This is a genomic window from Sporosarcina sp. NPDC096371, from assembly GCF_044762865.1.
GTDB lineage: Bacteria > Bacillota > Bacilli > Bacillales_A > Planococcaceae > Sporosarcina.
In genome coordinates, this window is record NZ_JBIWFE010000002.1 from 547,871 (window position 1) to 570,306 (window position 22,436).

Annotated in this window: 16 protein-coding genes and 1 pseudogene; 12 read left to right on the forward strand and 5 right to left on the reverse strand. The window is 37.7% G+C overall.

Features of this window, described 5'->3' with window-relative positions:
* Window positions 1–805: 805 nt before the first annotated feature.
* The 3 genes from ACIQ0H_RS08500 to ACIQ0H_RS08510 form a co-directional block, all read right to left on the reverse strand.
* Complete coding sequence (locus ACIQ0H_RS08500) at window positions 806–913, reverse strand: hypothetical protein (RefSeq protein WP_403413467.1); 108 nt, start codon at window positions 911–913, stop codon at window positions 806–808.
* Window positions 914–1,109: 196 nt separating this feature from the next.
* Window positions 1,110–3,623, reverse strand: a complete 2,514-nt coding sequence (locus ACIQ0H_RS08505) for a phosphodiester glycosidase family protein (RefSeq protein ID WP_403413306.1) — start codon at window positions 3,621–3,623, stop codon at window positions 1,110–1,112.
* 897 nt (window positions 3,624–4,520) lie between these two features.
* The gene (locus ACIQ0H_RS08510) at window positions 4,521–5,141 is read right to left on the reverse strand and encodes an S-layer homology domain-containing protein (protein WP_403413308.1); all 621 of its coding nucleotides are present in this window, start codon (window positions 5,139–5,141) and stop codon (window positions 4,521–4,523) included.
* 243 nt (window positions 5,142–5,384) lie between these two features.
* Between ACIQ0H_RS08510 and ACIQ0H_RS08515 the strand changes: the two genes are divergently transcribed.
* From ACIQ0H_RS08515 to ACIQ0H_RS08525, 3 genes and pseudogenes are all read left to right on the forward strand, one after another.
* On the forward strand, window positions 5,385–7,868 hold the full coding sequence (locus ACIQ0H_RS08515) for an S-layer homology domain-containing protein (protein WP_403413310.1): 2,484 nt from the start codon (window positions 5,385–5,387) through the stop codon (window positions 7,866–7,868).
* A gap of 422 nt (window positions 7,869–8,290) precedes the next feature.
* Window positions 8,291–9,010: pseudogene (locus tag ACIQ0H_RS08520) on the forward strand (T7SS effector LXG polymorphic toxin); the annotation flags it as partial.
* A complete protein-coding gene (locus ACIQ0H_RS08525; protein ID WP_403413312.1) occupies window positions 9,007–9,288 on the forward strand; it encodes a hypothetical protein in 282 nt (93 codons plus the stop codon). The pseudogene ACIQ0H_RS08520 and the gene ACIQ0H_RS08525, both read left to right, overlap by 4 nt.
* A gap of 219 nt (window positions 9,289–9,507) precedes the next feature.
* Here ACIQ0H_RS08525 and ACIQ0H_RS08530 read toward each other — a convergent pair whose 3' ends face one another.
* Together ACIQ0H_RS08530 and ACIQ0H_RS08535 are read right to left on the reverse strand one after the other, a co-directional pair.
* Complete coding sequence (locus ACIQ0H_RS08530) at window positions 9,508–10,005, reverse strand: VanZ family protein (RefSeq protein WP_403413314.1); 498 nt, start codon at window positions 10,003–10,005, stop codon at window positions 9,508–9,510.
* Window positions 10,006–10,069: 64 nt separating this feature from the next.
* Window positions 10,070–10,996: an LCP family glycopolymer transferase gene (locus tag ACIQ0H_RS08535; protein WP_403413316.1), complete on the reverse strand. Its 927-nt coding sequence runs from the start codon at window positions 10,994–10,996 to the stop codon at window positions 10,070–10,072.
* Between the two features lie 237 nt (window positions 10,997–11,233).
* On the opposite strand from ACIQ0H_RS08535, the gene ACIQ0H_RS08540 reads away from it, so the two are divergent.
* The 9 genes from ACIQ0H_RS08540 (at window position 11,234) to murJ (ending at window position 22,225) form a co-directional block, all read left to right on the forward strand.
* Window positions 11,234–11,959: a YveK family protein gene (locus ACIQ0H_RS08540; protein WP_403413318.1), complete on the forward strand. Its 726-nt coding sequence runs from the start codon at window positions 11,234–11,236 to the stop codon at window positions 11,957–11,959.
* A 5-nt stretch (window positions 11,960–11,964) separates the two neighbouring features.
* Window positions 11,965–12,669 carry a CpsD/CapB family tyrosine-protein kinase gene (locus ACIQ0H_RS08545; RefSeq protein WP_403413320.1) on the forward strand — a complete coding sequence of 235 codons (705 nt, stop codon included), beginning with the start codon at window positions 11,965–11,967 and terminating at the stop codon, window positions 12,667–12,669.
* Between the two features lie 75 nt (window positions 12,670–12,744).
* Window positions 12,745–13,512: a tyrosine-protein phosphatase gene (locus ACIQ0H_RS08550; RefSeq protein ID WP_403413322.1), complete on the forward strand. Its 768-nt coding sequence runs from the start codon at window positions 12,745–12,747 to the stop codon at window positions 13,510–13,512.
* Window positions 13,513–13,836: 324 nt separating this feature from the next.
* Window positions 13,837–15,666 (forward strand): polysaccharide biosynthesis protein, encoded by a 1,830-nt coding sequence (locus tag ACIQ0H_RS08555; protein WP_403413324.1) that lies wholly within the window; start codon window positions 13,837–13,839, stop codon window positions 15,664–15,666.
* Between the two features lie 172 nt (window positions 15,667–15,838).
* The gene (locus tag ACIQ0H_RS08560; protein ID WP_403413326.1) at window positions 15,839–16,993 is read left to right on the forward strand and encodes a glycosyltransferase family 4 protein; all 1,155 of its coding nucleotides are present in this window, start codon (window positions 15,839–15,841) and stop codon (window positions 16,991–16,993) included.
* Window positions 16,994–16,996: 3 nt separating this feature from the next.
* Window positions 16,997–17,812 carry an aldolase/citrate lyase family protein gene (locus ACIQ0H_RS08565; RefSeq protein WP_403413328.1) on the forward strand — a complete coding sequence of 272 codons (816 nt, stop codon included), beginning with the start codon at window positions 16,997–16,999 and terminating at the stop codon, window positions 17,810–17,812.
* 611 nt (window positions 17,813–18,423) lie between these two features.
* Window positions 18,424–19,719: a glycosyltransferase family protein gene (locus ACIQ0H_RS08570; protein WP_403413330.1), complete on the forward strand. Its 1,296-nt coding sequence runs from the start codon at window positions 18,424–18,426 to the stop codon at window positions 19,717–19,719.
* Window positions 19,712–20,689, forward strand: coding sequence for a glycosyltransferase family 2 protein (locus tag ACIQ0H_RS08575; protein WP_403413332.1), 978 nt, complete (start codon window positions 19,712–19,714; stop codon window positions 20,687–20,689). The genes ACIQ0H_RS08570 and ACIQ0H_RS08575 overlap by 8 nt, the downstream gene beginning before the upstream one ends.
* A gap of 15 nt (window positions 20,690–20,704) precedes the next feature.
* Window positions 20,705–22,225, forward strand: a complete 1,521-nt coding sequence (gene murJ / locus ACIQ0H_RS08580; protein WP_403413334.1) for a murein biosynthesis integral membrane protein MurJ — start codon at window positions 20,705–20,707, stop codon at window positions 22,223–22,225.
* The last annotated feature ends 211 nt before the right edge of the window (window positions 22,226–22,436 follow it).

The following is a 22,436-nucleotide window of genomic DNA, read 5'->3' on the forward strand; positions in this document are numbered from 1 at the left end:
TTTTTTGCTTTTTCTATATTAAAGGAGTGTCTCCTTCTACAAGGCATCACAGGGGGAGGAATTGAAGTGCATACCTCCTTTGATTAGATGCATACTCTTTGTTAAAAGTAAGAAAGAAACATATATTACAACGTGCTAAAGTGCCCGAAATTGTATCTTCGGGCACTTACATTCCCTATAGAAAAGCAAGGTGGCACTCGTAAACCGCTTGGAAATCCTTAAGGTATGGGTCGTATTTTTCAAAACGCTGCGCTGAAAATTCTCCACCTTTTCCGCCTTGACGATTCCCATTTTGTCGGTTGCCGAATATCGGCCGATAACCATACTCAGCAAGATACTAAATTTAACCGCTATCGCCTTTTAATTTTAACGGACAAAACCACTCAATAAAAAAAGACACGAGAATGATCTCTCGTATCTTCTATATCTCTTTTATTCCAATAATGCCCCCGATTATGAAAAGTGAGCGCTAATCTTTCTCCAAGAAGAGTGCTCTACTTCGGAAGGAGTTTTCAGTTTAATCATGCTCGTTTTTTGGATTCTCTACGAAATGTGAATAGATCATGAGTAATATTAAAGTAGTCCAAAAAAATGCTACTAATGTTTTAGCAACTACAATTGGCATATATAATTTAAAATCAAACCACACATTCATGATTAAAATTATTCCTGATAAAATAACGCCGAATATAGGGAAATACTTCATGTAAAACCTCCCATGCTATTAAACTTTCTTCAATAATTTGGCCTGTTTGCATAACAAAATTTATATTTTGTTATCTTTTAAAAATAGTATAAGCTATCTTTATTTTGAACATCCACGTCTATTTGATTTAATATATTGACCGACTATGTAAGTCGAATTATCGGAAAGCAAAGGGAACCAATCATCAAAACGTTCTTCAATATCTATTCTTTTCTTCTAAAGCAGCTACATTTTGCACTTGAACACTGTAGGGGCGCGACAGGCAATTATTCACAACATGATAACCGAAAAAATATGGCTAGAAATGACGAAGTCATTTCTAGCCATATCGACTCTCGGTAAATCTGTCGTGATTAATTCGCCGAAAGCGGACCGAAAATGGTGAATCAAAAGAGGTGTTTTATCATTTCACTTTGAATTCCGTGATATGGTCTTTTACCATGGGAACACCTTTGTTGCTTTGAACAAAATGTGTCACGACAAGGCGGTAACTGCTACCTGATGTATAGCCGCTGACAGATGCGGACACTTCAAGCGTTCGCGCATCCGTTGTCTTGGAAACAGTGACAGGTTGACGGACACCGTTGACGTCTTCAACGTAAATGTAACGATCCGTGAAAAACTCAGTTTTCATTGGTTGTGTTAACTTAACAGTGAATTTCTTGTTCGTTTCTACTTGTCTTGCAGTAGATGAGGGTGCAAAAGCTTTCTCAACGTATGGCTTATCTGAATAGAAGACTTGTAGTTTATCGAACAATAGGAAGCCTTTATCTTTTTTCGCTGGTGTTTGTTCAGCGACGTATAGACGGTTCAATGTTAGTGGTGCAACAGTGTTTGGCGGGATGACTGCTTCGACGTATTTCCAACCCGTCCAGTTCAAGCCGTTTTCTTTGGTAAAATCAACGACGACATCCTTGCCGTTACCGTCTGTTAATGAACCACGCAGCCAGTGATTTTTACCATCACCGTATACCCAAACGCCTAACTTCTTCGGCTGTGAAGCCAATTTGAAGCCGTTCGTCCATGTTAGGTAAGCGGCTGAAACATTCTCTTTGTTCGCTGTGAAATCATAATTCAGTCGAACTGAACCTTTCTGGTCAATCGGTTGAATCTTCGTTTCTAGACCTATTGAAGCTTGCGCGCGGGCAGTTGTCGCTTCAAGACCTGTAATCGATTCGAAGGAGCCAACTACGACAGGTTTATCTGAAACAGTGACAGGTACCGTTTTCTTCATACTACCGAATGTAGCTGTTAATGTGCCTGTTGCTTCCGTGTTTCCAGCAACGAATGTTTTCCCTTCGATCGTTCCAACGTTTGGAGAAACCGAAAGTTGAACGGCATCTGGGTTGAAGATGACTTGGGCATTTTTAAGGACCCCTTTTGCATTTACGCTAATCGTTTCACCCGTACCGATTTGGATGGCAGCTGGTGTGATGACGATATCGTCAATTTTATCCGTTACGCTAACAGGAATCGTAATCGGTGTGTTGCCGTAAAGTGCATTGACGACGCCCGAACCTGCTTTTTGTCCGACGAACTTATTGTTCTCGATGACACCGACGCCGTTCGTGACCGATTCAAGTTTTAGTTTGGACTGATCGATCGTCAGGACGTTGTAATATTGGTCCAATGCGGAATTGACTTTAAAGCCCACAGAAGCACCAATTGCGACCGTGCCTTGTTCGGTTTGGCTAGCAGTGATATAAGTTGGATCACTGTAAGGTGCAGTACTGATTGCTTCAAGAATGGCATTCACCGAACGTTCACGACCAGCAGATGGTCGATTCGCAAGTGTTGGGTAGATATCGCCATATTTCCGCGTCACCATTGTTGTGGAACCCCCGCCATCTAAATTAAGGGCATTGTGAGCACCGATTTTGACAAGGTGATTGGCGAATTCATTTAACGTCATACCTGAACTGACGCCTTTGACACCAGAGTCAACAGTAACGAAAAATGCGCGTTTTCCTGTTGCGTCTGTTGCAACGGCAGTGCGTGCTGTGCGCTCTTTTGCACGACTACTATTGGGATCAATCGACATAGCAACCTTACCGTTTTGAACGAGAAGGGGACCAGTTGCCAACATGAAATTAGCATCTTTCCATTCTTCATCTACGTCAAATGAAGCAGAGATACTATCGCCGATTTTAATGTTTCGTAATTTCTCAGCTTCTGTACCTTGTGAAGAAATAACGAATCCGCGACTGTTTTTAGGAATAGCTGCGCTTGTAGCTTGTCCATATGGGCGAATGCCTGTGACAGTGCCGGTTACTTTTTCGCCAAGGGAGATATTTTGCTCCGCAGATCTTGGCGTTTCAACGACGATTTCTAATCCTGTATTGTTCGTGCGTGTCCGATCATACGGCCAACTTGAGGTATACAGAATACTTTCGTTATTGTTGCGCTCTCTATTTAATGAAGTAAGCTGGAACGAATTGCCGGCATGTTCGATCTGGATTGCAAGGTTGTACCTGCCGATTTTAGCTGTATTATCGCTCGTGACGCCGAATGCAGCTGGCGTGTGCATGAAATCATTATAGTTTGTAGATACTGCCCCGAGATGTTGAATCTTTTTATCTTTTATCAACAGATAGCTTGGGTAGCCGTTTGAAAAGTGAAAGAATGAGGCGTTAATGGCCCCGACTACGTGATGTTTATCTTGGGTATGTAATTTTGCTAGACTTGAAACGGTAGATAGTTTGTTAACGAGACTGGATCCACCGACTTCGATTGTCGTATAAGGTTGGTTTAGATTAATGGACAACTGATTGACCGTTTGGTTTCGTCCGCCAACATTTATATTTTCATTAGAGTGATAGACACCTTGGGAGACATTTCCCGCGCTAACACCTACAACACCGACTTGGAATACGAGTAACATGGCCAGGGTGACAAGTAAAACCTTCTTCTTTAGCATGCAAAAACTCCTTTGAAATTCAATGTTTCTAGTATACGGAACTTTGCTAGATTTCACCATAGGACATTCGGGCACTCCAAATCAGAAGAGTTGTTTGATGTAAAGAGTAAATTAGCAAACTATCTAGTTTGAACTAAGAAATCTTGCTTAAAGCGTTCGGCGCCTTTGCTGGAGATTGGGGGGGCATAGGTTCGATGAACATATATGTTGAATGAAAGAATCCTACCTACAACGCTTGGCGCTTGGGGATGCCTCCCGCAATAAGCCTGATGGAAAACCACCATCAGTCTTATTGCTTCGGCTACCCCAGTTAGGCGCCTTCGCTGGAGATTCGGTGAGAATCGTAGGTTCAATGTACATATATGTTGAATGAAAGAATCCTACTTACAACGCTTGGCGCTTGGGGATGCCTCCCACAATAAGCCTGATGGAAAACCACCATTGGGGAGGGATTGAACTGCATCCCTCCTTAGTCTTATTGCTTCGGCTACCCCAGTAGCGTCTTCGCTGGAGATTGGGGGGGAATCATAGGTTCGATGTACATATGTGTTGAATGAAAAAATCTTATCTACAACGCTTGGCGCTTGGGGATGCCTCCCGCAATAAGCCTGATGGAAAACCACCATTGGGGAGGGATTGAACTGCATCCCTCCTTAGTCTTATTGCTTCGGCTACCCCGGTAGCGCCTTCGCTGGAGATTGGGTAAAAAATAATAGGTTCAATATGTATAGGCTTTTTTGGACATAAAAAAAATCCAATAGACAAGGGAGTCTTTTGGATTTTTTTTCGGCTTCAACCAGTCGAAATATATTCTATAAAACAGGATTTATCCTACATCTTATATTTTAACATAAACTCGGTAGAACTCAAACTAAATCTATTAATCTAGTGAATAATTTACGTGACACTTTCGACATTGGGTGGTTCGATTTTCGATAAGCCATCTGCACGGAAAATGAATAGGGCAAATTCACCACGTTTGATTTTATCGGACCCACCAAAGGACTTATTCGTTTTACCGAAAGTGATGCCATTATCAACAAGGGCAGCGACGTATGGCACAAAACGCGGGCTGACGTCTGTAAATGGAATGGTTGTTTTGTCGGTTTGTAAATTGTAAGCCGATGCTAACACTTTTGCCATTTCAGAGCGAGTCATCGAATCTTCGGACCCGTATGTACCTGTTTTTTTCCCGCTGATGATGCCACGAGATGCTAGTGCATTGACTGCCCATGCGCGGTTTTTAGGTACGTCTGTAAAACCTGCGGAAGGGGATTTCGTATTTTCGTTGATGCCGATTGCGCGGGCAACCATTACAGCGGCATCGATCCGCTTAATAGAAGCTTGCGTACCGAATTTCGTCGAGGAAATTCCGTTTGCATACTTTTGGCTAACGATATAATCGACGGCCTCGCGATAATTTCCACCTACATCGGTGAAAGCTGCGGAAGCACTCGGACCTTTAATGGCAAAAGACAGTAGAAGAACTGCTAATGTAACAGAAACTATTTTTTTCAATGGGTTAAACCTCCTTCATACTTTCCTAGTCTACACTGTTCTCACTCCGGCGGCAAAAGGATTTTTGCCTATACGTTGAGAGGGAATAAAGGTAAAATAGTTACCTATAATTGCATATTAGTAACTAATATCCAAAAGTTACCGATTGTAATTGAAAGGCTTCCTTGTTAAAGTGAAACTCTATTCTACTAGTGTAAATTAGGAATAGACTGTTTACTAATAGCTTCTAGGAGGAAATATATAATGTCAATTCAACATAAACCTTATCAAAAATTCGTTGCTACTGCTGCAACAGCAGCACTTGTGGCGACAGCTGTTGTACCTGTGGCTTCTGCAAATTCAACTGCATTCACAGATGTTGGAGAGCGTTACAAAGAAGCAGTTACCTATCTTGTGGATAACAACATCACAAACGGTGTTTCAGCTACAAAGTTCGGTACTACACAAGTGATCAAACGTGTTGACGTTGCGGTTCTATTAGCGAAAACAGTATTAACTGAAAAAGAAATTGCAAGCGCACCAAACGCTGGTTTCACAGATGTACCAGCTCGTGCAAAAGCTTATGTAAACGGATTAAAAGCAAAATCAATCATTAATGGAAAAACAGCGACAACTTTCGGCGCTGAAGCATCTATCACGCGTGGAGAAGCAGCACTAATGCTTGCAAAAGCGTATGGCATCAAAGGCAACACAGACAATGTGAAGTTCACCGATGTTTCACCACGTTATAAAGAAGCAGTTGCGGCGCTAGTCGATAACGGTATCACTTCAGGAAAAACAGATACGAAATTCGGAACAGACGCTTCAATTACACGTGGAGAACTAGCGATTTTCCTACATAAATTAGAGATGCTGGGTAAAGCGGAGTCGGATGTGGTAACAGTCTCTTCGGTTAATGCAGTAAATGCTAAAACAATCACTGTTACATTCAGTGCTCCAGTAGATGCTAAAACACTTAAAAATGCTTCTGGTGTTGAAGTAATTACTGTGGCTGCTGGTAAAGATGCAAATAATGCTGGTAAAGTAAGTCAAGAGTTAAGTGCAGATGGCAAAACACTTACACTAACAGCAAAAAACTTCTTTGAAGGTGAATACACGGTTAAAGTTCCTTTCGAGACTGTTAAAGGAACAAACGGAAAATTCGTAAGCCCAGTTAACCAAAAGGTAACAGTGAATGATACGGTTGCACCGGTTCTTACATCTGTAAATACGACTGTAAAAGCTACTACTGAAAAATTAACTTCAGTTACATTAACATTTGACGAAGATGTTGCTACTATTGAAACTGTGAAAATTGGTAATGAAAACTATACACCAGTTGTTACTGGCAAAACTGCTACTATCACTGTAAATCTTGATGCAACTAAAGCGTACGACGTAACTGTTGTCAAAGCGACTGACTTTGCTGGTAACGTTAAAGCTTTGCAAACAGCTCCATTAACAATCACTGTGGATGATGTTGCACCTTCTATTACGGGTGTTGTAGCAGTAGATGAAACTTCAGTAAAAGTAACACTAGACGAAGAAGTTAAAGGCAATAAATTAGTTCTTACAGGTAAAGTTGGAGCATTTACAGCTAACATCGTTTCAGATGTTAAGGTAAATCCTTTAAACAAAAAAGAATATATCGTTACTTTAAACAGTGACTACCTTTATAAGAACAGTAACGCTGATACAGTTACATTGACAGCTGCTAAAGGAGCACTTGTTGATGCAATTGGAAACACAAACGCTGCTGATGTTAAAGAATCGGTAGTGGTTACTAAAGATACAGTTGCACCTGCAGTAACAAATGTAGAAACTTCAGTAACGAATGGAAAAGTTACAGCATTCACTGTCACTTATTCTAAAGAAGTTACTTCATTAAATGCTGGTAAAATTAAGGTTGTAAACTCGAAAGGTGAAATTCTTTCACTTGCAGATGTAGCAACTCCAGCTATAAATGATGATGCTAAGAAAGTTGTATTCACACTTAAATCAGGCTTGAAGGCAGATCAGTATAGCTTCGATTTAGCTGAAGGATTTGTTACTGACAAATCACTTGCAGCTAATAAGAGCGCTAAATTTGATTTTGAAGTAGACGTAACGGATGCAACTAAGCCAGTTGAAACTACATTTACAATCGTTGGTGCAACGGAAGATAAAAATGTTGTTACAGTTAACTTTGGTGCTAAAGTAAAAGCAACAGGTACTGGTTCTGCTTTAACTCCAGCTGCTTACCAAGTTAACGGTGTGGTATTACCTGCTGATACTAAGATTGAATTTGCCAAAGTAAACGGTAATGTTGATCAAAGTGTTGTAGTAATTACTCTTCCAGCTGGTTTTGTAAAAGCAGATGATACGAAAGCAGTCTTCCAGGTAACTGGTGTAGAGACATTAGACAACAAAGTAAATAAGGCATTTACTAAAACAATTGCTATTACGGACAATACTGCTCCTGAAGCTAAATCGTTTGATGCTACTGAACTTAAAGAAATTACTGTAACTTACTCTGAAGTACTTGCACCACTTGCTGGAACTGCAATTATTGAAGATGAAGTTAAATTGTTTGACAGTAAAGGTGCTTCAATTGCTATCAAAGGTTTTAAAGTTGAAGCAGACAAGCTTGTTCTTACAGTAGATAATGCTGCAGATGTCAGCAAAATAACTACTGTAGAAACTAAAACAACTGATATTCTAGATGTTGCGCTTAACGCTCAAAAAACTGGTATTACACTAACTAAGTAATTCGTTTATAGTTCTGTGGACCAGGTACTAATATAATCAAAAACGAGAAACTTCTTCTATATGAAGGGGGTTCTCGTTTTTTGATTGCCTGCCTAGTAAAGTGTCCAACAAACCGGATGCATTTCATATTTCTTTGGACATGCATTCCTCGAGTACCAGCGTACTGACTCCATTCATTCCCTACGAATTGTGGAAGCACCCGGGTATCCTGGCACTGACGCAAGGTATTCAACCTTTAACTACACTACTTTAGTTATAGGTAGATAGAATCTGCGCACCCCATCTGACTCATTTTTAAACAATAAGGAAACTTCCTACACATGAACTTCGTACAAAAACATGAAGGAGTATTTTACCGTTTACAATTTCGGAAGAGGCGATACATATAAAAATACTAGACGTTTCATCCGTTTCAGGATGGGCTTCGCCGAAACATCGCAATGCTAGACCAGATTGGGAATGAAATAGAATTGATTCAACGGTCGATTGAAGGGCTAATCGCGATGGAAGATTCGCTTACAGGTGAAGGAGGACAGGTAATCTACAGATTCTATGCAGAATGCCATTTGCCTTTCCTACAATTTGTCCGGCAATTTCAAGACCGCTACACAACGGTCCTCAAGCAGATGGAAATGGCCCTCGATTCCCTGGAACCAGATCCGTCTGGCTATATTCGGGAGAATTTTCTAGAAGTAGAAATCGAACATGGACTCCAGCAAATTGCGCGACTGACGGAAAGTTTGACTGATGAAGCTAACAGCATTATGAACCAGGTGGCCGATATTGTTGCCCTACCGCATCTCGATGATAGCGAAGTGCAGGTTGGCATCCGCAATGCTACAATGAAAAGAAATGATACAGTCACACAATTGCATGAATTTGATGCGACTCAGACGGCGGCATTGATGCCACTTGAACTAGATATATCAGCCTTAAGGAAAGATATACAGGCTGGAAAGGTAAAAGATGTTGTTGTACTTTCTCCGAAACAAATTCAAAAATTAATAGAAAGAGATGTTGTTTCTTCTGATTATTGGAAGGGGAGAGCAATGAATTGGACTAAAAGGGATAATGAGTATTTGATTAAAGGGGAAGTTCCTAGCCAATATATTAAGGTTACATCAAAGGAGGGAGAATTTTGAAACTATACTTTTTAAATGAGTTTTTAGGAGATATAAGCAATATTAACGTTGATGGAATGTGGATAAATGCTGAGATGATCCCTTCAAAAAATATGGAGAAATTCAACGTTTTTTTTGCAGCGATTGTTGATGAAGAAAATGATTTTGATGAAGCTAATTATAGTGAAGAATGGTTAGATGATAGCAATTGGCTTATTATTGATGATAAAAATAGAAAAAAGGGTATATACATACCTGCGGTTTATCCTGATGATGAAATTATCTGGAGATGGAGATGATTTATAGATAGAAAGCATTGATTATATTTATAGATTTCCCGGGTACCCGCGTGCTGCCACCATTCGTACAAATCATCCAACGAACAGTGGGGTGTCCAACAAAAAAACTGAAGTGTACAGCGAAACATGTAAAATCTCCAACCAACTCACCAAAGCATCCAACCGCCCGAGTCACCCCAAACAAAAAAAGCAGTGCAGCCGGCTTCCGCCCAGACTACACTACTTTCTACTCACTCGCTTTTTCCACGACTGCCTGACCCACAAAACCACCCACAACAAAACCAAAAACGTAATCGCACCGGACATATCCAACGCGACGTCTTGCAACGTTGGCGTTCGTCCGCCTGTCAAAGACTGATGGTACTCATCCCCGGCAGCTAGTAAAAGAGTAATCCCAGCAGCGGTGAAAAAGCGTATACGATGCTTCGGCAAAACCAAATAAATGGTTGCGGCAATGAATCCGAAAATGAAGAAATGGGCACTCTTCCTCAGAAGAAACTCCACAAAATGATAATAGCCTCGCTCCTCAACCGAAATTGTTTTCCCCCAATACTGTACTTGCAGGGTGGACAATGCCGATTCGAATGGTTTATTACCTTGCAGCCATTTTTCCATCGATGGGACCAAGGTCTGCTGTTCATAGGTTTGGCCCGATGAAAAGAACAGGCCACCTAACAAGACACCCAATAGGATAATTAATAAAATAAATTTTTTCATAGACAAATTGTATCATACTGAAAGCGAGAATACATGTAGAAGGACAGGCCCTCATCCTAAAAACTCACAGTCCTAATTGCGTTTTCAACTCACCCTGAATCGTATTCAACTCAGCATCGTTCATCATGTAGTACCAGACCCCATTCATCGTTTTCCCTTGACCTTCTTTAATATAAAGCTGGTCAACTTTTCCGAATGCATCGCGGTATTTCGATTGGACTTCAGTCATCTCATCAAATGTCATATTCGTACGTACATTATCACCAATGGCCCCAAAGATACTTTTGTAGTTCACTAAACTATTTAAAGAAGCACCTTCGCGCATCACCGCTTGAATCACTTGTTTCTGGCGATCTTGACGTCCAAAATCACCGCGTGGATCTTCGTGACGCATGCGTACAAACGCTAGCGCTTCCTCTCCGTTCAAGGACACTTCGCCTTTAGGAAATGACTTTCCAGCTGCTGTAAAGTCCAGCGTATTATTCACTTTAATACCGCCAACGGCATCCACAATATCTTTAAAACTGTCCATATTCACCTGCACAACATAGTCAATCGGAATATCGAGCAATTTCTCAACGCTATTCATAGCCATTTCAATCCCGCCAAAAGCATAGGCGTGGTTGATTTTATCCTGAGTGCCTTTTCCAACGATTTCCGTATACGAATCACGTGGGATGCTCACCATTTTCGTCGACTTGGTATCCGGATTGACCGCCAACGCAATCATCGTATCTGATCGACCTTTATCACCATCACGTTCGTCCACACCAAGGACGAGCACAGAGAATGGTTCCTTTTTCTCAAAAGCAATCGGCTCGATCCGCATATCGGATACTTCACGGCCGATTGGTTCATAGATGCCTTTTGCGGTATCCGTCAAACCTTTAAAAATTATAAAACCATAGACCACAACACATAGAAAAATAACACCAATCCCGCCTACGACCCATGGCCAGATCCTTTTCTTTTTCGCACGTACCTTGCGCATAACATGAAACCTCCCCAAGTTTGTTTATAAATGAACGGGTAATAGATAGTAAGAAAAGTAGTTTTTTTAATAAGAGAATTGTATCATGAAAAGAAGGATATTACATAATAGATAATAAGTATAGGTATATTATACCTACTCATTTCCAATAATAAAATAAATAGCCCCATAAAAATGGTCATTATGGTATACTAGTCGGAGTTCAATATTGTAGTAATGGAGGAGGAACTGGAACTTATGGAAGAAACGATTAGTTTACAAGACTTATTCAAAACACTAAGAAAAAGGCTTGTATTAATCATTGGTGCGGTCATACTTGCGGTGACGGTAGCGGGTGTCATTAGTTACCAATACTTAACACCAATCTACCACGCAACGACCCAAATTCTTGTCAATCAACAAAAAAACGAAGAACAACCATTCAATTCGCAAGATATACAAACGAATCTTCAACTTATCAGCACATATAGCGTCATCATTAAAACCCCTGCTATCCTGTCGAAAGTCATTGAGAAGTTGGACCTTCAAACATCACCGGGGGAACTCGGTTCGAGAATTACTGTAGGAAGCGCACAAAGCTCGCAAGTCGTCAACATTAGTGTGCAAGATACGAATCACCATCAAGCGGTGGAGATAGCGAATACGACAGCGGAAGTGTTTCAACAGGAAATCCAAACGCTGATGAACGTAAATAACGTCAACATTTTGACGCCGGCAGTTCATGTGCCAAATCCGTCACCTATTAAACCGGATCCGATGATGAACATGGCAATCGCTGCAATTATCGGACTAATGCTTGGCGTCGGGATTGCGTTTTTGCTAGAATACTTGGATACAACCGTTAAGTCAGAACAAGATGTCGAAGAATTACTTGGTCTACCGATACTCGGGCTTGTAGGTTCGATTCCTGATGATGGAGTAGGAAAAAAAGCGATTAAAAGACGTAGGAAACGAAAGGGGTGACGAAGATGTGGAAAAAGAAAAAAAGGATCAACACAGTTCAACGAAAACTTGTATCGGATACGAATCCGAAATCGATCCATTCGGAACAGTATCGAACGATACGGACAAACATTAATTTTTCAATGCCGGACCAGGAATTAAAAACGCTTCTTTTTACATCGGCGTTACCTAGAGATGGGAAATCTACGACTGCTGCCAACGTTGCGATCGTATTTGCGCAGGAAGGCAAGAAAGTATTACTCATCGATGCGGATATGCGTAAACCGACCGTTCATCAGTCGTTCAAACTTATTAACGGGTTAGGATTATCAAATGTACTGACGAGACAAGCCGGGATTTTCGATGTTGTAGAAGAGAGTGGGACGGAAGGGCTGGACATTATCACTTGTGGCACGATACCGCCCAATCCTGCTGAACTACTAAGTTCGCAAATGATGGAGACGATTCTAGAAGAGTTAGAAAAGAAGTATGACCTAGTGATTTTCGATTCTCCGCCAGTTCTTACTGTTGCAGATGCGCAAATTCTGGCTAACCGATGTGACGGGACCGTCCTCGTTATTAATTCGGGGACGACAGGAAAAGATAGTGCAGTTCGGGCGAAGGAAGTGCTGGTCTCATCGAAAGCGCATCTCATCGGGGCAATCCTGAACGATGTGGCGTTTGACAAAGATCATTATTCTTATGGATACTATGGGTTGGCAACAGAGTAAGGGAATTTTATCCTTTGCTCTTTTCTTTACTTGTAATTCATTCTGCAGGGGAATAGAGAAGAAGGAGGAAGCGGGATGGTTGACATGCACAGTCACGTTCTATTCGGGGTCGATGATGGGCCGTTAACAATTGAGGAATCGGTGAGCGTTATGCAGAAAGTTGTGGAAGAAGGCATTACGGATATGATTGTTACGCCACATGCGTTTCACCCGCATTTTCATGTGGCGAGAGAAGAGATTGAGGCGCAAGTGAGTTTATTGGGGAAAGTTGTCCGGGAAGCGGGGATGCCGCTGACCGTCCATGCCGGGCAAGAAGTGCGTCTTCACGGCAAAATTATAGAGGAATGGAAAGCGGGCGAAGTGATGACGTTGGCGGGCTCAAAGTATCTGTTACTTGAATTGCCATCAAATACAGTACCGGCCTATACAGTGCCTGTTATTGACCAGCTTCTACTAGAAGGAGTCGTTCCGATCATCGCCCACCCAGAACGGAATCGGGCCATCGCGGAAAAGCCGGACCGGCTACGACGTCTGATACAACGAGGAGCACTCGCGCAAGTGACGGCAGGCAGTTTAGCTGGTCATTTCGGAAAAGGTGTGCAAAAAGTGGCATCCCGACTTGTCCAAGCGAATCTCATTCATACATACGGATCGGACGTACATAATCTAGTCACGAGGCCTCCTTTATTCAATGAAGGGCTTGACTATCTAGAAAAAAGGAAATTCCATTCGATTGCTGATATCTTGCTTGAAAACAATGCGCGTATTCTTGTGAACGACAGTGTGATTCAACTCGAGTTGGATGTGATGAAAGAGTATAAATGGTGGAGAATTGGAAAATGAATAGTTTTTTAAAAGTAGTGCAGTCCTGAGAGGGGAAGTGCTACTTTTTTGCTATTTACATTTTTTAAGTTTATCAGAAAACCATATTTTGGTGTGAATTTTACAATTATCGGCTTATAACGCTTGATATCGCTGTGCTTCGACTGAATTTGTCGTAGGTAAAAAGGTTTATAAATTTGCGAAAGTACTAGCAAACTTATAAAAAGTTTGTTACTATTGATACTGATGAGTGGATAAAAATATGATTCTTAAAGTAAAAAGACCTAAAAAAATAATTCGACGGAAAACTTTGATTTTTTAGGACAATAGAAAGGGGTAACTATGATGACGATTAAAAAAAGAATGTCACTACTATTTTTGATGGACTCCATAATTGTATTTTCTTCTATCTACATGGGCTATTTCTTCCTACATCCTTACATCAATGTTCTGACAAACAAAACTCTTTTAATCAGTGCCATCACAATCCAACTCGCGCACCATTTTTTCGCATGGCGCTACGGCTTATATCGAAAAGTATGGACATACGCATCGGTTGGGGAATTGAATTCAATTTTTAAGGCGGTGACATGGACGATTGCCGTCGTCGCTGTTGTGCAATTTGTGACAAGCCAAGATATTTATGTACGTGCATTGGGGATTACGTGGATGTTACATATTCTTTTACTGGGGGGCTCACGCTTATCGTGGCGACTTGTACGAGATGCCATTACCCTCAGTAACGAGGCGCCTATGAAAAGGACAATGGTCGTGGGGGCTGGACAGGCGGGAACAATGATTGTACGCCAAGTCCAACACAATCCTGCTTCGGGCATGAAACCTGTGTTGTTCGTGGACGATGACCGTTCGAAACAAGGCTTCGAAATTTATGGTGTGAACGTTATGGGAGGCCTTGAACACATACCTGATTACGTCAAAGAACATGATATCGAAAAAATTGTCATTGCCATTCCTTCCATGGAGAAACAACAAATGGCGAAGTTGATGAAAGTCTGTATCGATACAGGCGTTCAAACGCAAAAAATCCCACGCATTGAAGACTTAATGACGGGGAAAGTGTCTGTTAACGATATGCAGGATGTGAAAATTGAAGATCTATTGGGACGCGATGAAGTCCAACTTGATTTAAAAGCTATCGCGGATAAGCTGACAAACAAAACCATCCTCGTAACCGGGGCGGGCGGCTCTATTGGATCAGAAATTTGTCGGCAAGTTAGCGGATTTAGACCGAAACGTTTGATCCTGTTAGGTCATGGTGAAAGCTCCATTTACAACATTGATATGGAATTACGTCAAAACGTATCCGAGGACACAGAAATCATTCCAATCATTGCAGATATTCAAGATCGAACACGGATATTCGATATCGTTAGCGAATACACACCGGATGTTATCTATCATGCAGCAGCCCACAAACATGTTCCTTTAATGGAATTGAATCCAAAGGAAGCTGTGAAGAATAATATTTTTGGTACAAAAAATGTTGCGGAAGCAGCCGATACATTCGGTGTTTCTTATTTCGTTATGGTTTCAACGGACAAAGCCGTGAACCCTCCAAATGTCATGGGAGCGACAAAGCGTTTCGCTGAAATGGTCGTGCAGAACTTGTCCAAAGAAAGTAAGACGAAATTCGCGGCTGTACGATTTGGGAATGTCTTAGGTTCTCGGGGAAGTGTCATTCCACTATTTAAGAAACAAATTGCCATGGGTGGTCCGATTACAGTGACCGATCCGGAGATGACACGTTACTTTATGACGATTCCGGAAGCGTCGCGGCTTGTGATGCAAGCAGGAACGCTTGCGGCAGGTGGAGAAGTATTTGTTCTGGATATGGGTGAGCCAGTGAAGATTGTAGATTTGGCGAAGAACTTGATACGTCTTTCGGGTTATTCAGAAGAGGAGATTGAGATTAGGTATTCGGGAATACGTCCTGGAGAAAAGTTGTTTGAAGAGTTGTTGAATGACAATGAGCGACAGAGTGAGCATGTCTTTCCGAAGATTTTCGTAGGGAAGGCGGAGCCGATTAGTAGTTCGGAGATGAAGCTGGTTATGGACCAGCTGCTAGGAATGACAAATGAGGACATGAAAGAGGTTCTTGTGGGCCTAGCGAATAGGAAAGTGGCGGTATTAGAAGGGGATTTGACGACAGTATAATCCGATTTTGGTTAATCTGAAATTCAAATTATATTATAGCTCGATTGCGAGATGGTTGGTTATTAAGCAAAAAACTTAGTATAGGATGCCAATTATTTTATTACTCGTCTCTCTACTCTCTTTTCATCGGTAATATAAACTATATCTGAGCAGATGAAGGGGTTGTGAAAAAATGACTAAAATAAAATTGTGTGCAGTTAGTACAATATCTAATACAATAGATGCCTTTATGTTGGAGTCGTTGATAGATATGTGTGATAAAGGATTTGAAATTACGATTATTTGTGACATGGATAATGATTTTATTAATAAAATCCCGAAAAACTTTAAGTATTATAATCTTAAGATGAAAAGAAAAGCCGACTTATTTGGAGGGATAAAATCGACGGTTCAGTTGTATAGATATTTCAAGAAAAATAAATTCGACATAGTACAATATACAACTCCGAATGCTTCATTTTACACATCCATAGCATCATTTTTAGCGTTAATTCCAACTAGGATTTATTGCCAGTGGGGCATCCGGTATATTGGATTCGGTGGTATTAATAGGAGGATATTCAAATTTATCGAAAAGGTCACATGCCTTTTATCGACCGACATAAGGGCTGCTAGTAGAAAGAACATGGAGTTTGCGATTAGTGAAAAATTATATAAAAAATCAAAAGCGAAGATAATTGGCGATGGTGGAACCATTGGTGTTGATATCCAAAAGTATGAGCTTTATAGGAATCAAGACTTGATTTTTGGAACGAAGCAGGAATTAGGTACCCTAAATGATTTTGTATTTGGATTTGTTGGTAGTATAAGAAAAGATAAAGGAATTAATGAGTTATTGGGTGCCTTTAATCGGATATCTGAAAAACATGACAATGTAAAATTAATTCTTGTAGGAGAAGAATTTGATGGGGATCCAGTCGATAGAAATCTTTTAGAGTGGGCCAAAAAATCGGGAAAAGTAGTTTTTACTGGTTTTACCAAAGAGGTACCGAAATATATTAATATTATGGATGTATTAGTCCATCCGTCTTATAGAGAAGGGTTTAGTATGGTTATTCAGGAAGCGGCAGCAATGGAAAAACCGATATTAACAACAAATATACCTGGTCCATCAGAAGTGATAGAAGAAAATGTAACGGGCCTATTAGTACCTGTGAAAAATACTTTGGAAATAGAAAAGGCGATGGAATACTGTATTAATAATAAAAATATTATGATCGAAATGGGTTTAAAAGGAAAAGAAAGAGTTGAAAGGTTGTTTACAAGAGATAGAATGCTTAAATTAACATTCGAAGATAGAAAAAAACTTTATAAGGAACGAGGTTGAAACATGGTATTAAAATTAATGATGTTAGTTGACGATCCAATTTCTGCAGTTGAAGCAGAAAAGGCTGGAGTGGACAGAATATTTTTTGATTTGGAAATAATAAATAAAAGAGAGCGACAGAGAGGTAGAAATACCGTTATTTCTGAAAATTCTATCGAAGATGTATCGAAAATTAAGAAGGTCTTAAATAAATCGGAATTGCTTGTTAGAGTAAATCCTATGCATACAAATAGCTTTTATGAAATAAATAAGGTTATTTCGGATGGCGCAGATATTATCATGTTACCAATGGTTTTAGATGTCGAGGATGTTATAGAATTCGTTCGATTTGTAGACGGAAGAGCTAAAACGATACTTTTATTAGAGACTTCTCAATCCCTTGCAAGGTTAGAGGATATATTAGAGGTAAAAGGGATTGATGAAATATTTATTGGCCTAAATGATTTACATATTTCATTAGGTCTGGATTTTATGTTTGAGGTACTAAGTGGTGGAACTGTTGATTATATGACGGGGTTATCCAAAGTAAAGAAAATACCTTTTGGCTTTGGTGGAATTGCAAGGATTGGTGAAGGGGATTTACCATCAGAACTAATAATAGGTGAGCATTATAGGCTATCCTCTTCCTCTGTAATACTATCGAGAACTTTCAAAAATAAAATTGATAATAAAGTTACTCTAAAAGAAGAAATAGATAGAATAAGAAAAGTAGAAAGTGATTTAGCTGGTTGGACCTTAGAAGAGTTTACTCAAAATCAAAAAGAAGTAAAACAAAAAGTAAAACAGATAGTAAAAAAAATAGTCGGTAATAGAAATTAAGAATTTATTAATGTGTTTTCAGGGTTTTATATCAACTCTCGACATTGCGAGATGATATAAAACTCATCTAACTAAATTTTACATTAGAATTAAATTTTTCATGACGAATAACATGTGTATATTGAGTTCTAACTAATATGGAGAAGCGGGTTTAAAACGCTATAATTATCGCTGACTACTAAAAGTAATAGTGAGATTTATCGCCTAGTAAAATCATGCTAACTAGCGCCAAGGAATGTACATTAACTCAAATTTTGGTCTTAAGGATTTAATAAAGTTGTTTAATATGCTGAATATAATACAAGGTGGATAATGCAATACTCTTGTAATTGATTATTTTAATAACAAGTTGATATATAGAAACTGAGTAATACATTTAAAAAAGTCATTCAACTTCTGATATTTAAATGAAATTCCAGTCGTTGATACATACTTTAAACTTCTCAGTTAAAAGAAGGAATATTATGTAGTAAAAGATTGTGTAATGTGAAAAGTATTTTTTGAAAGCGGAAAAATATTTTAAAAACATAATCAGAGATAACATAATAAAATTCACCTTTATCGGTCAAAACCATAATTCACCGAGATTCATAGAAAGAGGTGATTTTGATATGAGAATAAAAAGAAATTTAATTAGAAATACAATTATTTCTTCACCTTTATTCATCATATTTTGTTTATCTTTATCAATAATTTGGGAAATTAGTTATATAAAATTGTCTATACCGCTTTTGATTCTCCTATTAGTATTTATTGTTACACTCAAAGAGTTTACAAATAAAGAAACACGAGTTTACTTTATATTAATTAGTTTAATTAAATTTTGTTTTCTTATTTATCAAGCAAAATTTAAAAACTTGCCCATGGGAGGGAACGATTGGGTAGGATATTTAAGGCATGCAGAGAATTTATTGAATAATAGTACTATTTTTCTGGACTTATTAATTATTGCTGACGTAAATCTTTTTAGTAGGATTATGGCTGTGATATTTTACTTCTTTGACATTAATTTACCTGTGATAAATGTTTTTGTGTTTATTTGTTCACTTGTACTAGTGAAATTTACACATAAAACCGCGAAGTTGTTGACGGAGAGCGCTTTTATGGCTAACTTATCTGCGTTATTAATAAGTATTTGGCCAATTAGTTTTATTTTTGGTATTACAATATTAAGAGAAATTCCAATACAGTTAGCGTGCATGATGTCTATTTACTACTTCATAAAATGTTTGAAAAAGTATAATTTCAGTTCATTATTATTATCATTTACTTTTGCGGTTATTGCGGCATCATTTCATTCGGGTATGATTGCATTACTGTTGGTATACTTCATTATCCTTTGTTTTTATAACTTCAAGAAAAAAAGAATAGGTCTAAGAATTCAGCAGTTTGCGTTGGTTTTTTTTGTTTTAATTGTTGTGTTTATGACACCTATTTCAAATACTCTATTTAGTAAATTTGATAGTATAAATAATGTGGATGACCTTGTCGAAGTATCTTCATATAGTGCTGGTAATACGGCTTATATCACCGGATCTGCAAGTAGCTTACAAGAAATAATTGTACAAAGTCCGTATAGATTAATAATGTTTTCTGCCGCGCCTTTACCATGGCAAGTCATTAACTCAGCAACATTGATGGCTTGGTTAATAGATGGAATACCAAGAATGGTGCTACTTTGGGGGATAGTTAATTGGATTTCTGTTTATAAACCTAAAAATGATACAGAAAAAGTAATAAAATTCACTTTAATTTCTTCAATATTATTTATATATATCATTCATGCAATGGGTACTGCGAATTATGGAACAGCAATGAGACATAGATCAAAAACGCTGTCATTAGAAATTATAATTTTATTGTGGGGAATAGCTATTAAAAGAAAAAAAAGGATTAAAAATGGTTAAGTTCAGTGTTATTGTACCTGTCTATAATGCATCTTGCTATCTCAAGGATTGTTTGAACAGTATTGTTAATCAGACGTTTCGGGATATCGAGTTAATTCTTGTGAATGATGGATCAACTGATAATAGCGGGGAAATTTGCTTAAAATATCAAGCGATGGACGATAGAATAAAAGTAATCGAAAGGGAGAATGGAGGAGCGGGGGCAGCAAGAAATATTGGGTTGACTCATGCAGCTGGGGATTTTATCATTTTTTGTGATAGTGATGACTTTTGGAGTGCCAATAACTTTTTAGAAATAATATACGAAATAATTACTATGGAAAATCCGGAGCTGATAATTTTTGATTATAAAAAATGTCATGATAACTATTTCGAGTTTTTAAAAGTAAATGAATATAATTTATTTAAATTTATTCAAAAAAATGATATCTTAAAATATTTAATAAATAATAATAAGTTTACTACTAGTGCGAATTGGAAAGTGATAAGAAGTGATGTGTTGCTTGATAACAATATTTACTTCCCGGAAGGTACAATTGCGGAGGACATGGATTGGGGTTTGAAAGTATACTCCAAGTCAAATGAAATCATATACGTAGATAAAAAATTTTATGTATATAGACAATGGGAAGGTTCCATAACAAGATTAGTAGACGAAAAAAAAATTAATGATTTGTGGTCTATGATAAAGAAGTGGACAGAAAAAACTGATTACGGAGAAGTAGATGCATTACCAAGATGGTTGATTCAGAAATACTTTTCATTTCATTACTTAATTCTCATAGCTACTATATCTAGTTCTGATCTGCACAATAAACGAAAATTACTTCAGTCTATAAAAAGTCATAGATGGTTATTGGACTATATTCCTGATAAAAAGATAAAATTATTTTCGAATATAAGATATATAGTTGGATTTAAAATATTTTCTAAAATACTGGGATATGTTTATTTATTTAAAAGAAAATAATTAAAGGTTGATTTAATGAAGAAAACAGCAATGATATTAATGGTTATAGCAATACTTTCAAAGGTGATTGGTTTTTCTAGAGATTTGATTTTATCTTACTTTTATGGAATATCTGATTTAACAGATGCTTATTTTATATCTAATACTATACCCACGGTTTTGTTTAGTGTTGTAGGGCTGGGTTTATTAACAAGTTTTATCCCTGTTTATCAAAAAATAAGATTAGAAAAAGGCGATAAACATGCAGATAGATTTACTAATAATATAATAAATATAGTATTTCTTTGTAGTGTGATAATCCTAATCTTGGGTCTGATTTTCACAGATAAACTTGTAAGTATTTTTGCTCCTGGTTTTGCTGATGATGTTTTTGATACAGCGATAATATTCACAAGAATAAACTTGTTTTCAATCCTATTTATTGGTCATATATATATAATCGTCGGTTATTTAAATGCAAATAATACTTTTGTAGGTCCTTCGATTAGAAGTATTGCATTTAATATTACATTAATAACATTTATTTTTCTTAGTTACTTTTTTAATAATGCAATTCTTCTCCCGAGCGGAGTAGTTGTTGCGATGTTAATACAATTTCTTTTGCTTATTCACTATTTAAGAAAAATAAACTATTCGTATTCCTTTAAATTGAATATTAAAGATGAATACCTTCGCAAAATGTTTTATATGTCTCTACCAATTATGATCAGTGTCTCAATTAATCAAATAAATGTAATTGTAGATAAATCAATTGCATCTGAAATTTTACAGGGGGGGATATCATCCTTAACCTACGCTAATATAATTTATTTACTTGTAGATGGAATAATAATAGTTACATTGCTTTCCATTGTCTTTCCAAAACTGAATAATTCATATATTAACAAACAAATAAAAGTCTTTATTTGTTTGATTAAGGAGATACAAAAGTATTTTGTTATAGTGATAATACCTATAACGATTATTTTAATTTATTTTAGTTATGAAATAGTAAATATTATATATGGAAGAGGTTCCTTTGATAAAAGTGATGTGAAACTTACCGCCGGTAATTTAAGTTTATATTCAATTGGGATAATAGGATTTGCGTTAAGAGATTTATATTCTAAAGCATTTTATGCTATGGAGAATACCAAAATCCCGATGATTAATGCAACAATAGCGCTTTTCATAAATATTATATTAAACTTTGTTTTATCTTCAATCTTTGGAATCGGAGGATTAGCACTTGCGACTAGTATTTCAGGTATTGTAGCAGCGATATTAATAGGATACTCGTTAAATAAAAAGGTTAAAATATTCTCGTTTGATAATTTTTTTATTAATAGTTTAAAATTTATAGTTTTGAATTCCGTATTTTTTATTACTCTTGTTGTTACAGATAAAATTTTGTCGAATTATTTTTTTAGTTTTATTTCGTTGGTACTTAGTTCATTAATAAGCATATGTTTTTATGTAATATTACTTTCAGTGTTTAAATTAGTGAGAATTGAAAAGATAATATCTAAAATAGTTTCCTTTAATAAAAAGAAGTAGATTGATAAATATTCAACCATCATTTCATTTACTTTGGGAAGAAATTTATCGAGGATAATTATGGTTAACGCGTTCATAAGTATCTATAAAATAAGTTTTCGAGGTATCTAAATATAATGTTAGGTGGGAATTTTTTTGAGTCTTTTTAGATCGATAGTAAGAAACTTTGAGAAAGTATTTAAAAAGCATCGAAACTATGATCATGCCTCGC